Origin of the sequence: Tumebacillus lacus (assembly GCF_026410385.1) — a bacterium.
In the GTDB taxonomy this organism is placed as follows: Bacteria; Bacillota; Bacilli; order Tumebacillales; family Tumebacillaceae; genus Tumebacillus; species Tumebacillus lacus.
This window is the reverse complement of sequence record NZ_JAPMLT010000002.1, coordinates 45333-57371: the sequence shown is the minus strand read 5'-3', so window position 1 is coordinate 57371 and position 12039 is coordinate 45333. Positions and strand designations below refer to the sequence as shown.

11 protein-coding genes are annotated in these 12039 nt (G+C 59.9%); 8 read left to right on the top strand and 3 right to left on the bottom strand.

The features are described 5' to 3' along the window. Positions 1 to 32: 32 nt before the first annotated feature. On the bottom strand, positions 33 to 920 hold the full coding sequence (locus OS242_RS04640; RefSeq protein ID WP_267150489.1) for a DMT family transporter: 888 nt from the start codon (positions 918 to 920) through the stop codon (positions 33 to 35). Positions 921 to 1100: 180 nt separating this feature from the next. On the opposite strand from OS242_RS04640, the gene OS242_RS04635 reads away from it, so the two are divergent. Next, positions 1101 to 2345, top strand: coding sequence for an ATP-binding protein (locus OS242_RS04635; RefSeq protein WP_267150488.1), 1245 nt, complete (start codon positions 1101 to 1103; stop codon positions 2343 to 2345). Between the two features lie 51 nt (positions 2346 to 2396). Here the strand turns inward: OS242_RS04635 and OS242_RS04630 are convergent, their stop codons facing one another. Then, the gene (locus tag OS242_RS04630; protein WP_267150487.1) at positions 2397 to 4016 is read right to left on the bottom strand and encodes a M14 family metallopeptidase; all 1620 of its coding nucleotides are present in this window, start codon (positions 4014 to 4016) and stop codon (positions 2397 to 2399) included. Between the two features lie 132 nt (positions 4017 to 4148). Here OS242_RS04630 and OS242_RS04625 point away from each other — a divergent pair, with 132 nt between their 5' ends. Beyond that, positions 4149 to 4991, top strand: coding sequence for a DUF72 domain-containing protein (locus OS242_RS04625; protein ID WP_267150486.1), 843 nt, complete (start codon positions 4149 to 4151; stop codon positions 4989 to 4991). Between the two features lie 46 nt (positions 4992 to 5037). Here OS242_RS04625 and OS242_RS04620 read toward each other — a convergent pair whose 3' ends face one another. Then, the gene (locus tag OS242_RS04620; RefSeq protein WP_267150485.1) at positions 5038 to 6312 is read right to left on the bottom strand and encodes an erythromycin esterase family protein; all 1275 of its coding nucleotides are present in this window, start codon (positions 6310 to 6312) and stop codon (positions 5038 to 5040) included. A 179-nt stretch (positions 6313 to 6491) separates the two neighbouring features. Between OS242_RS04620 and OS242_RS04615 the strand changes: the two genes are divergently transcribed. The 6 genes from OS242_RS04615 to OS242_RS04590 all read left to right on the top strand — a co-directional run bounded on the left by OS242_RS04615 (position 6492) and on the right by OS242_RS04590 (position 12023). Continuing rightward, positions 6492 to 8150, top strand: coding sequence for a PhoX family protein (locus OS242_RS04615; RefSeq protein WP_267150973.1), 1659 nt, complete (start codon positions 6492 to 6494; stop codon positions 8148 to 8150). A 22-nt stretch (positions 8151 to 8172) separates the two neighbouring features. After that, positions 8173 to 8361, top strand: coding sequence for a twin-arginine translocase TatA/TatE family subunit (locus tag OS242_RS04610; protein WP_267150484.1), 189 nt, complete (start codon positions 8173 to 8175; stop codon positions 8359 to 8361). Positions 8362 to 8464: 103 nt separating this feature from the next. Next, positions 8465 to 8890, top strand: a complete 426-nt coding sequence (locus tag OS242_RS04605; protein ID WP_267150483.1) for a VOC family protein — start codon at positions 8465 to 8467, stop codon at positions 8888 to 8890. Beyond that, a complete protein-coding gene (locus OS242_RS04600) occupies positions 8887 to 9747 on the top strand; it encodes a hypothetical protein (RefSeq protein ID WP_267150482.1) in 861 nt (286 codons plus the stop codon). The genes OS242_RS04605 and OS242_RS04600 overlap by 4 nt, the downstream gene beginning before the upstream one ends. A gap of 83 nt (positions 9748 to 9830) precedes the next feature. Continuing rightward, entirely contained in the window at positions 9831 to 10448 is a 618-nt protein-coding gene (locus tag OS242_RS04595; RefSeq protein ID WP_267150481.1) for a nitroreductase family protein, read from the top strand. Between the two features lie 72 nt (positions 10449 to 10520). Further along, positions 10521 to 12023: an aldehyde dehydrogenase family protein gene (locus OS242_RS04590; RefSeq protein ID WP_267150480.1), complete on the top strand. Its 1503-nt coding sequence runs from the start codon at positions 10521 to 10523 to the stop codon at positions 12021 to 12023. Positions 12024 to 12039: the final 16 nt, after the last annotated feature.

Sequence of the window (12039 nt, the reverse complement as noted above, 5' to 3'; positions counted from 1 at the left end):
TATTCCGTGTATTAAGAAAAAACTCCCGCTGACTAGGCAGTCGGCAGGAGTTTTTTCTTTTTCTGAAGGGTGACCATCAGGATGCTCACGAAGATGACGATCAGCCCGAGCAGCGTGTTCATCGAAAGGCTCTCGTTCAGGAAGATCGTCCCCCAGACCACGCCGAAGAGCGGGACCAAGAACGTGACGCTGAGCGTCTTGACCGGACCGACGCTTTGGAGCAGGAAAAAATACAGGAGATACGCGACCGCGGTGCACAGCAGCGACAGAGCGAGCACCGACCACACCGTCGCCATCGACGGCAGGTGCTCCGGCAGCGTCACCAGCGCGACGGGCACGAGCCACACGCTCGCGGCCAGTTGTTGGCCGACGGCGAGGTCGAGCGATGCGGTGCCGGTGAACGTCCGCGACGCGTAGATGCCGCCAAACGCATAGGAGAGCGCGGCGAGCAGGCTCAGCCCGGCGGCGGTGTAAAAGGCACTGCCCGACTCCAGCGAATCGGGGTGCCAGCCGACGAGGATCGAGACGCCGAACACGCCGAGCAACAGTCCTGCGCCTTTTCGCCAGCCGATCGGCTCGCGCAGCCAGCCCAGCGCCACCAGCGCGGTAAACAGCGGCGTCGTCGCATTGAGGATCGCTGCCAGCGAAGCGGCCAGATGGAGCTCCGCCGCGCAGATCAGCGCAAACGGCAGGGCGGCATTGATCGCGCCGAGCAGGAGATATTGTTTCCAACGACTCAAAAGATCCGGCCGGCTCCCGATCAGGAGGGCATAGGCCAGCAGGGCAAGGCCTGCGAGCAACACGCGCACGGCACTGGTCACGAGGGGCCCCAGTTCCGCCACAGCCACTTTCATAAACAAAAAGGAAGCGCCCCACATGGACGCCAATAAGACCAGGGCTCCCAGTTCTTTCATTTTCATCTTCGACAAGGCTCCTCTCCCGGAGCCGCGTCAGGCTCCTTTTCCATTATAATGATTCAGCTCTTCCCTTTCTTTTCAAATCTTGCGCTCTTTTCCGGTGTAACTATCAAGTAGGAATTGAGAGGTTTCAGGTCGAATTAACAAGAAAAAAACGAAGCCCTATTCTTAGGAGGCGCGAAATTGGCTGAAAAGCTCCTATTGCATACGTTGATCGTCCTCTGTCCGCTTTTTCTCTACACGATCTTTTTTGAAAAGCGAGAAGGGGGCGGTGTGTACCGACCGTATTTATGTGCCACGCTGCAAGGGGCTGCCGTGGTGCTGTGCATGTCGTTCCCGATACAGGCGAACGGTTTTAACTGGGATTTGCGGTATGTCCCGCTGTTGCTGACGTTCTTGTACGGCGGTCTTGTGCCCAGCGGGATCGTGCTGGCGGTGATTCTCGTGTTCCGGCTGTTGCTCGGCGGCGATGCGGTGGCCTACGGGATGGTCGGTGCGGTGTTGATCGCCGGATTTTACTTTCTGTTGGCCGGCAAGTTCCAGACGTTGCGACCCAGACAACGGGTGCTCGCGGCGATGGGGATCTCGTTGGTTTCCTGCGTCTTTCCGTTTGGCCTGTTCTTCTTGTATCACGGGTGGAACGGTGCGATGGAGCAGGGCTCGGTCAACTTGGTGCTGTTTGCGTTGTTCCAGGCGGCCGCTGCGGGGTTCGCCGTCTCGCTGACGGAACGGACGCGGGAGATCAACTTGATGCGACGAGAGATCCAGCGGGCGGAAAAGCTCAACATCCTTGGGGAGTTGGCCGCCTCGGTAGCCCATGAGGTGAGAAATCCGCTCACGGTGGTCAAAGGATTTTTGCAGATCATGAACGAGGAGCAAAATGAGAAGCATCGCGGCTACACGCAGTTGATCTTGAGCGAACTGGGGCGGGCTGAGTCGATCATCAACGACTATCTGAACTTTGCCAAGCCGCAGATGCAAAAAGTCGCGGTGCTGCATGTTGTCGACGTGGTGAACGAGGTGGTGACGCTCCTGTACTCCTACGGCATGAAAAACGGTGTCGAAGTCGAGTGTTGTCCGCTCGACGGGCTGTACATCCGGACCGATAAAAACCAGCTCAAACAGGCGTTGATCAACCTCGTAAAAAACGCCATCGAGGCCACGCCCACCGGCGGCCTCGTGCAGGTCTGCCTCGCCGAGGAAAAGGGCATGGCGGTGATCACCATCCACGACACGGGCAAAGGCATGTCCAAAGATCAGCTCGCGAGGCTCGGATCGCTGTTTTACACGACCAAAGACAAAGGCACCGGCCTTGGCACGATGGTGTCGCTGCGGATCATCGAGTCGATGAACGGCAAGGCGCAGTATCACAGCACCCCGGGCGTGGGCACCGAAGTGACCGTCTCACTGCCGCTGTGTGACGTGTGAGCAGAAAAAGCCGGCTACCCACAAGGGAGCCGGCTTTTTGCACAATGAGCCTTACAGCTGTATCCAGCGATCTCCGAGCCACGTTTTGATCCGTGCCCAGCCGTCGCGTACTTCGTAGGCGGTGACCGTCTGCGGGGTGACGGCGTTTTTCGTGAGCGCGTCGGGGGACGGGCGTTCGTAGAGCGGCGTGACTTGGGTGAGCGCGATTTTTTTCTCGGTCGTCGCGGGCGGCGGAGGCGGCACCGGTGTTTCCGTCCCGCCGGCCTGCGCGATGATCCAGCGGTCGCCTGCCCATGTGCGAATGTGGTACCAGCCGTTCCATTCTTCAAATACGGTGACCGTCTGCGGCGAGATCGCCGCTCCCGATTTGAACGGTTCAAACGGTGCCGAGTACAGCGAGGCGGTCGCCGTCAGCGCGACGCGTTTCTGAACGGGGGTCGGGGTGATCGCCGGATACGCGTTCGGCACATGCACCCACTGGTCGCCGACCCATGTGCGGATGTTGTACCAGTTGCCTTTTTTCTCAAAAGCGTTGACGTTCTGCGGCGTGATCCGGTAGTCGGCGTTGTGATCCCAGGTCGGGTCTGTAAACATGCCGACATCCACGCCGACATAGATCCGCTGATTGAAAGGCTCGGTCGGCGTGGAGTTCCACCAGACTTTAAATCCTTCCTGCACCATATACAGCCCCACCGGGCGGTTGCGGTTCCACTCGTCCGGGAAAACGGACAAGGGCAGTTCGGCGTCGCCGACAAACTTGCCCAGTTCCGGCGTCAGAGCGGGACGGCCGAACTGTTGAATAAACCAGTCGGTATAACCGCCGCCGGAGGGAGAAGCGGTCGGTCTGACCAGAAAATAGCCGGTGTAGGCGCTGACTTGACCCGCGATGCGGGTGTCGCGGGCCAGATGTTCCGCGCGATTGTGGAAATGCCAGTAGAGGATCTGACCCGAGGAGTGGTAGGCCAGCGAGGCCATCGGGTTGATCTCGTTGGTAAAGGCGACCATCGCCTTTGTCTCCGGGGCTTGCTCCGGTGCGTCGCCTTTGTGGTTGTACCAGTTGCGCCACGGGATGTTGTATTGGATATTCGCCCAGTCGGCGTTGTATTGCCTGTTGAGATCGATGCCTTGGGCGTTTGCTTTCCAGCGTTTAAAATTGGACGAGCCTTCGTTCATCCGTACCAGTTCGCCTCGGTACCAGTCGGGAAACGCGTCCGACCCGTACTGGACCAACGTGACGCCGTCCGGGTTGACCATCGGGACAAACCAGATCGACGTTTTGTCGAGCAGTTCGCGCACGTTGTAGCCGTCCATGCCGCCGCCGCGGGAATAGGCTTCCGCATAGCGGTCGAGCATGTACATGTTGAGATTGGTCGACAGCCACTCGCGGGCGTGATGCGAGCCGTTGATGGTGATCGAGGGTTCGCCTTTGCCGAGTTTGACCGCGTAGATCTCGCGGCCGAACGGGGTCTTGCCGATCGATTTGTAGGTGATCAGTCCGGGGTAAGCGGCGGCCAATCGTTCGATGTCGCGCTGGAGCAGGTCGTAGGTGTAGGTTTGGAGCGGTTGGACCACATCGGCTGCCTGAACCGGGGTGGCGGTCAGCAGCAGTGCGGAGGAGAGGACAAGGAGGGACAGGTGTCGATTCTTTGAGCGATGCTTAAACAGTTTCATTCCGACCTCCGAGAATTTCCTTACTATCGTGAGTAAAGAGTTCTCTGGTCTTATATCAATTTCCTTTAGGACTTGCGATGGGAATCCATGTGAGGCACGATAGGAGAAAGAACACAGACAGGAAGAGGATCGATGATACGAATAGGACTGACCGGCTGGAACGGTCATCATGCGGTGGGACTGGGGGAAAAAGGCGGGATCGCGGCCTACAGCGCGCAGTTTCCCATCGTCGAGGTGGACAGCTCGTTTTACGCGGTGCAGCCCGCGAGACATTTTGAAAAATGGTGCCGGGAGACACCGCCCGATTTTGGCTTTGTGATCAAAGCGTATCAGGGCATGACCGGGCATCTGCGAGGGGACAACCCGTTTGCCGATGCACAGGAGATGTTTGCGGCGTTTGCCCGGTCGATTGAACCGGTGCGGGAGGCGGGGAAGCTCAAGATGGTGCTGTTTCAGTATCCGCCGTGGTTTGACTGCAACCGTCGCAACGTCGACCTGCTGCGGTATACGAAGGCGAAACTGGCCGATCTGCCGCTGGCGTTGGAGTTTCGGCACCAGAGCTGGTTTGACGGAGAAATGCGGGACAAAACGCTCTCCTTCATGGAGCGGGAAGGGTGGATTCACTCGATCTGCGACGAGCCGCAGGTGCGGCCCGGCTCGGTGCCGACGGTGCTGCGGGCGACCGACAGCCGTTTGACGCTGGTCCGGTTTCACGGGCGCAACACCAAGGCATGGAGCCAGCCGAGCGAAGAGAACTGGCGCGACGTGCGTTATCTCTACCGGTACAACACCAACGAACTGATCGACTGGAAAGTGCGGCTCTTGCGTTTGCAGGAGACGACGGAGGAGATCTGCGTGATCTTCAACAACAACTCCGGCGGCGATGCGGGGCCCAACGCGAAGGAACTGATGCGGCTGCTTTGCATCGAGTATAAGGGGGAGGCTCCGGGGCAGATCAATCTCTTCGATATTTGAGAAAGCAAAAAAAGACCCGGTCGCTGATCCGGGTCTTTTTCGTTTGCTAGACGAGGACTCTCCCCACCTTGATCGGGTCCAACGCCTTCGACTCCTCCACATACAAAAAGGCGTCGTACCGCTCCGCCACGCGGGTCGGCACATAGTTGCCGCGGCGTTCGTACTCCGGGTGGTAGACGACGCCGATGGCGCGGTGGCCGAGCGTGGCTTGGAAGAGGGGGTGGCCGCTGCCGAGGAGGAGCAGTTTGTCGTAGCCGCCTGCCCGGTGCAGCAGGTCTTCCCACGAGCCGGGCTCAGCTCGCGGCACGTTCATCACCTGCAGCGGTGCCCCCCACTCGCGGCCAGCGATCACCGTCCCGCGATGGGTGCCAAATCCGACCGCGTACACCTCGTCGCCATACGCCTCGCGCAGGAGTTGACCGACGTTGACCATGCCTTCGCCCGCCATGTCGGTGGCTCTGGCGTCGCCGATGTGCGTGTTGTGCTCCCAGATGATCGTCTTGGCACGAGACCCGTGAAATTTCATCAGTCGGTTCAACGCCTCGACCATGTGTCGGTCGCGCACATTCCACGAATCGGGACCCCCGCGCACCATCGAGCGGTAGTAGCGCTCTGCGTTGACGGCAGCCAGCGCGTTCAACTCCGCGCTGAGCGACTCCTCGCCGTCCTGATAATCGGCGTGCCGGCGCTCGCCCCTTTTTTGCTGCAGGTCGCGCAGGAGTTTGACCACCTCGTTCTCGCAGCTCTCCGACAGAAACGCGGCCGAGATCCCGTAGGTCTGCTCGCTGCGAGCAAACGGTTCAAAGCAGGAAAACGCCGCTTTGGCCTGCTCCAACTCCGGCGCGCCCGTCTGCTCCAGATACTCGATGATCGCCTCCATCGACTCCCACAGCGAGTACACATCGATCCCGTAAAATCCGACCCGCTCCGCCGCCGCTCTCCCTGCGTTGTGTTCACGCATCCAGTCGGCGAGCGCGATCACCTCCCGATTGGCCCACATCCAGGTCGGCCAGCGGGTAAAATCGCCCATCGCGGCGGCCGCGTTGTCATCCGCTCCCTCGTATCGCTTCACATAGCGGTTCAGCCGGTAGCACGACGGCCAATCCCCTTCGACTGCGAGAAAATGGAACCCTTTCCGCTCGATCAGCCGCTTGGAGATCTCCGTGCGCAGCGTGTAAAATTCCGATGTGCCGTGCGACGCTTCGCCGAGCAGCACATAGCGTGCCTCGCCGATGGCGTCGATCAGCGCGTCGAGCCCCTCCTCTGGATCCAGCCGGATCGATTGGTTTTGAATCGCTTCGATGATCTCGTTTTGGTTCATAAACTCCGACTCCTTTCCAAGAAACTCTTCCAGGACTTCGTACGTCTACAGGTTCCCCGTTTACAGAAAATGAATGAGAACTTTAGGAAATCACGATCCCCCTTTTACGTTCGGTCGCTAGAATGAGAGCCGTAAGCACTCATTCGCACGTATTTCCGGGAGGGATTGCAGTGGAAAACATGAATCGCCGCACATTTTTGAGCTATCTGGGCACCGGGGCTGCGACGCTGGCCGCCGCATCGGCAGGACTTGGCGTCCTGAGCAGCAAGGCGGAGGCCAAGACGGCCGATCACCTGTTTGGTTTCAAAACCAACAAAGTCTCCGGCTATTTCAACCCGATCAGCCACTCCACCGAAGACCAACTGCTCCTGCCGCCGGGCTTCAAATATGACGTGATCGCAGCGTTTGGCGACAAGATCAACGAGCGTGGCGACACGTTTGGCTTCAACAACGACTACACCGCCTTTTTCCCCATCGACGGCTCCAACGAGCGCGGCCTGCTGTGGGTCAACCACGAGTACGTCAGCGAACTGTTCGTCACCGGCCCGAAAGGCGCGGGCGGCTGGACGGCGGCGCAGACCGAGCAGATGCTCTACAACCAAGGCGGTTCGATCCTCGAAGTCTACCGCGACCAGAACGGCGTCTGGAAGATGGACACGAAATCGAAATACGCGCGTCGCATTAACGGCCTGACGATGTTCAAACTGACCGGCCCGGCTGCGGGCTCGCAAGCGGTCAACGGCGCAACGACCGTACGCGGCACGTTTGCCAACTGCTCCGGCGGCGTGACGCTGTGGAACACCGTCCTCACCTGCGAAGAAAACTATGAGGACACCTGCTCGGAAGCCGGTCTCAACGAAACCCACTACGGCTGGGTCGCGGAGATCGCGCCGTTTGAGGAGAAATGGGAGGTGCGCAAACACACCGCCCTCGGCCGTTTCCACCACGAAAACACCTGCATGGGTCTCTCCAAAGACGGCCGCGTCGTCGTCTACATGGGCGATGACAAAAAAGACGCTTGCGTCTACAAATACATCTCCAACGGCAAATACGACTCCGCAGCCGGGTACAACAACTCGAAACTGCTGGAAGACGGCACGCTCTACGCCGCCAATTTCAAAGCGGGCAAATGGGTCGCTCTTACCCTCGAAGCGGTGCAAAAAGTCCTGTCCAACGCCAAATGGTCCGCTCCGTTCGGCGTGAAAGGCACCCGCGAGGAGATGCTGGCGATCTTCCAAACGCAAGGCGACGTGCTCGTCCACGCAGACGAAGCGGCGCTGCTCCTCGGCGCGACCCCGACAGACCGTCCGGAAGACGTGGAGATCTCGCCGTTTGACAACACCGTCTTCATCGCCCACACCAACAACGACACGCACGGCAACATCCACGGCCACGTCACCCGCTTCTTTGAAAAAGACGGCGATCTGGCGGCGACCGAGTTTGACTTTGAGATCTTTGCGGCGGGCGGCCGACAGTCCGGTTTTTCCGCACCGGACAACCTGACGTTCGACTCCAATGGCAACCTGTGGATCGTCACCGACATGTCCGGCTCTTCGATGAACAAAGGCGTGTTTACCTCGTTTGGTCACAACGGCCTCTACGTCGTCCCGACCTCGGGCAAAGCAAAAGGGGAGGCTCTGCAGTTCGCCTCCGCTCCGAAAGACGCCGAGCTGACCGGTCCGACCTTCACGCCGGACGAGCGCACCTTGTTCCTGGCGGTCCAGCACCCGGGCGAGCAGTCCAAATCGATGGGTGAACTCACCTCGATGTGGCCGCATCGCGCCGGTGACAAGATGCCGCGCCCGGCTGTCGTCGCGATCACCGGATTCAAATTTTAGAGGGAAAAGAGGCTGAACAGACATGCTTTCCAATATCGGCATCCCAGGTCTGGTGTTGATCCTCGTGATCGCCCTGATCGTCTTTGGCCCGTCCAAACTACCGGAGCTCGGCCGTGCTGTCGGCCGCACCCTGTCTGAGTTTAAAGGGGCGACCCGCGGTTTGATGAGCGGGGACGACAAGGAAGAGAAAAAAGAGAAACCGGCTGTGTAAGAACGAAAGAAAGAGTGCAGACAGGAACGGCTGTTTGCACTCTTTTGCTATATAATGGAGAGTGAGATCTGCCCGTGATGTTTTATGCATTCAGAGAAGGGAAGTGGCTCTCCTGTTCGAAACGCGCGGTTTGAATCACATCACTCTCTTCGTTAAAGACCTGCAACGCTCGCTCCGTTTTTATACCGACACCCTGCGGATGCGCGTCGTGCACGCCGGGGAAGGATATGCCTATCTGGAGTCCGGGACGACCTGGTTTTGCCTCTCCGAGCAACCGCTGCCGGACGATGCGCCGGCAACCAACGGCGTCCACCACATCGCCCTCACCGTGAGCCGGAACGACTTCGAAGCGGCGGTCGAACACCTGCGCCGCCAGCAGGTGCCCATCGTCCGCGAGCCGGTGCTGCGGGGCATCGGCCAGTCGGTCAACTTCCTCGACCCGGACGGCGTGCAATGGGAGTTCCATTGTTCCGATCTGGCCGAGCGGATGACCGTGATCGAAGAGATGGAGCGAAAGGATACGAAATGACCTACGATTATTACGCATTTGCCGATTACAGCGGAGCCAAAGACGAACGGCAGCAGAAAAAACACATCGTGCTCGCCGTCGCTTCTCACCGCGACGAGAACGTGCGCCTCGTGCAGGGGCTGACCCGGGAGTCTTTATTGGAAGCGGTCCAGATCCTCTTGGCGGAAGCGACTGCAAACGGACAGCGCGTGCTGCTCGGCTTCGATCACTCCTACTCGTTTCCGACCGGATTTTATGAGACGGTCAGCGGGTCGGAGTGGACCTCGTGGGAACAACTCTTGAGCCTGCTGGTGCAAGGCGGCCACGGACTGCCGCCGATCGGGGACGTACCCCGCGAGTGGGCGATGGCAGCCAATCGGCGGATCGGGGAGTTGATCGGCATCGACAGCGGCGGTCCGTTTTGGGGTGCCAACTTTGCTCAGTTGAAAAATCCACGCTTCCCGCACGACGCCACCCCCTTGCGCAACCGGCGCCTCGTCGAAGAGCGGTGCCCGCGCATGAAGCCGCTCTACCAGATCGGCGGCAACGGCGCGGTCGGGTTGCAGGCGCTGTTTGGCATCGGCCGCCTGGCACGCCTGCGCACTTATTGCCGGGAACGGGAGATCCCGCTGTTTTTCTGGCCCTTCGACGGCTTTGAGCCGCCGGATCACGGCCACGTGCTCGTCGAAGTCTACCCGACCCTCTTCAACCACGGCACCCGCTCCGACGCCGAAGACGCCCGCGCCTGCGCCGTCGGCCTGCGCGACCGGGACCGGGCCGGCACCCTCAATGCTTATTTCCATCCCGACCTCACAGACGACGAACGCAGACGGGCTTCCGTCGAAGGTTGGGTGATCGGCGTGCAAAACAAGGGTTGACAGACGTTGCCAACGGGTATTACTTTAGAAAAGAAAGAATTAGAACTCTACATACGATCAAACAAAGGGAGTGTATTGAAATCATGGAACTGTTTGAAGCGTTTACAGCTCGCCATACCGTCCGCAAATACGACTCGTCCGCTCCGGTCCCGGCTGAGGACCTGCACGACATCCTGACCGCTGCAGCGACCGCGCCGTCCGCGTGGAACCTGCAACACTGGCGTTTCCTCGTCATCACCGACCCGGCTCGCAAACAAGAGCTGCTGCCGCTGACCTACAACCAGCAACAGACGGTCGACGCGCCGGTGTTCATCCTCGTCCTCGGCGACCGTGAAGCGGACAAGATGGCGGACGACCTCTACCTGCCGCTCGTCGACAAAGGCCTGATGCCCAAGCAAGCGGCCGAGACCCTGATCGGCAACATCAAAGGGGCGTACAACCCGGACAACAAAGCATGGGCACAAGACGAAGCGGTGCTCAACTCCGGTTTTGCCGCGATGCAACTGATGCTGGCTGCCAAAGCGAAAGGCTACGACACCTGCCCGATGGGCGGCATCGACCGCAACGGCCTGCGCAAACTGCTCAACATCCCGGAGCGCTTCCACATCGTCATGGGTCTGACCCTCGGCAAAGCGGCAGCACCGGCGCATCCGACCGGCCGTCTGCCGATCGAAGAATTGGTCATCAAAGAGTCCTTCTAAAACATCCATCCCCCTCATAGATTGAGAGTAGGACAGACATCGATCCTACATACTCAAGAGGGGGATTTTTTTATGGAAACCACCACGCACAAATTAAACCCGCGCACCGTCGATTTCGTCAAATCGAAAACGGTGAAAAAACTCTTCATCGGCGGCCAGTTCGTCGAATCGGCGAGCGGTAAGACGTTCCCGACCTACAACCCGGCGACCGGCGAGATCCTCGCCTACGTCTCCGAAGGCGACGCGGAAGACATCAACCGCGCGGTCGCCTGCGCCCGCGACGCGTTTGAAGACGGCCCGTGGTCGCGCCTGATGCCGCAGGAGCGCGCCCGCCTGATGTTCCACCTCGCCGACCTGATCGAGCGCGACGCAGACGTCTTTGCCGAGATCGAGACGCTCGACAACGGCAAGCCGATCTCCGAAGCGAAAGGCTTCGACGTCCCGATGACCGCTGAACATTTCCGCTACTACGCGGGCTGGGCGACCAAGATCGGCGGCGAAGTGATCCCGGTCAACGTGCCGAACATGCACAACTACGTCCGTCGCGAGCCGATCGGCGTCGTCGGCCAGATCATCCCGTGGAACTTCCCGCTGCTGATGGCGGCGTGGAAACTGGGCGCGGCCCTTGCGACCGGCTGCACCGTCGTGCTCAAACCGGCGGAGCAAACGCCCTTGTCCGCTCTCTATCTGGCGAAACTGATCCAAGAGGCAGGCTTCCCGGCAGGCGTCGTCAACGTCGTCACCGGATATGGCGAAACGGCGGGCAAAGCGCTGGCGACCCACCCGGACGTCGACAAGATCGCGTTCACCGGCTCCACCGAAGTCGGCAAGCTGATCATGAGCTACGGGGCCGAGTCGCTCAAGCGCGTCACCTTGGAACTGGGCGGCAAGTCCCCGAACATCGTCTTCCCGGACGCAGACTTCTCGCAGGCGATCCCGGGCGCGATGCAGGCGATCTTCTTCAACCAAGGTCAAGTCTGCTCGGCCGGTTCCCGCCTCTACATCCACAAGTCCTCTTATGACAACGTGCTGTCCGATCTCGCCTCCTACGCGGGCAACGTCCGCCAAGGCAACGGCCTCGACCCGAAAACGCAGATGGGTCCGCTGGTCACCGGCGAGCAGCTCTCCCGCGTCACCGGCTATATCGAAAAAGGCATCGAACAAGGGGCGAAAGTGGCAGTCGGCGGCGCGCGCGCAGAAGGCGACCTCGCGGGCGGCTACTTCGTGAAACCGACCGTCTTCTACGACGTGGCGGACGACATGGCGATCGCCCAAGAAGAGATCTTCGGCCCGGTCGTCGCCGCGATGCCGTTCGATGACATCGACGACATCATCCGCCGCGCCAACCTGTCCACCTACGGCCTCGCAGCGGGCGTGTGGACGCAAAATATGAAGACCGCCTTCCACGTCGCGAACAAGCTCAAAGCGGGCAGCGTCTGGATCAACTGCTACAACATGTTTGACGCAGCCTCTCCGTTTGGCGGCTACAAACAGTCCGGCATCGGCCGCGAGATGGGGCAGTACGCACTCGACAACTACACCCAGATCAAGAGCGTGTGGGTCAACCACAACTGATTCAACATCTTTTCAA

What these genes read in the sequence shown, in the direction of transcription:
- OS242_RS04620 (WP_267150485.1), bottom strand. Translation starts at nt 6,312, where the DNA reads ATGAACCAAAACGAGATCATCGAAGCGATTCAAAACCAATCGATCCGG.
- OS242_RS04595 (WP_267150481.1), top strand. Translation starts at nt 9,831, where the DNA reads ATGGAACTGTTTGAAGCGTTTACAGCTCGCCATACCGTCCGCAAATAC.
- OS242_RS04610 (WP_267150484.1), top strand. Translation starts at nt 8,173, where the DNA reads ATGCTTTCCAATATCGGCATCCCAGGTCTGGTGTTGATCCTCGTGATC.
- OS242_RS04600 (WP_267150482.1), top strand. Translation starts at nt 8,887, where the DNA reads ATGACCTACGATTATTACGCATTTGCCGATTACAGCGGAGCCAAAGAC.
- OS242_RS04630 (WP_267150487.1), bottom strand. Translation starts at nt 4,016, where the DNA reads ATGAAACTGTTTAAGCATCGCTCAAAGAATCGACACCTGTCCCTCCTT.
- OS242_RS04640 (WP_267150489.1), bottom strand. Translation starts at nt 920, where the DNA reads ATGAAAATGAAAGAACTGGGAGCCCTGGTCTTATTGGCGTCCATGTGG.
- OS242_RS04590 (WP_267150480.1), top strand. Translation starts at nt 10,521, where the DNA reads ATGGAAACCACCACGCACAAATTAAACCCGCGCACCGTCGATTTCGTC.
- OS242_RS04615 (WP_267150973.1), top strand. Translation starts at nt 6,492, where the DNA reads ATGAATCGCCGCACATTTTTGAGCTATCTGGGCACCGGGGCTGCGACG.
- OS242_RS04625 (WP_267150486.1), top strand. Translation starts at nt 4,149, where the DNA reads ATGATACGAATAGGACTGACCGGCTGGAACGGTCATCATGCGGTGGGA.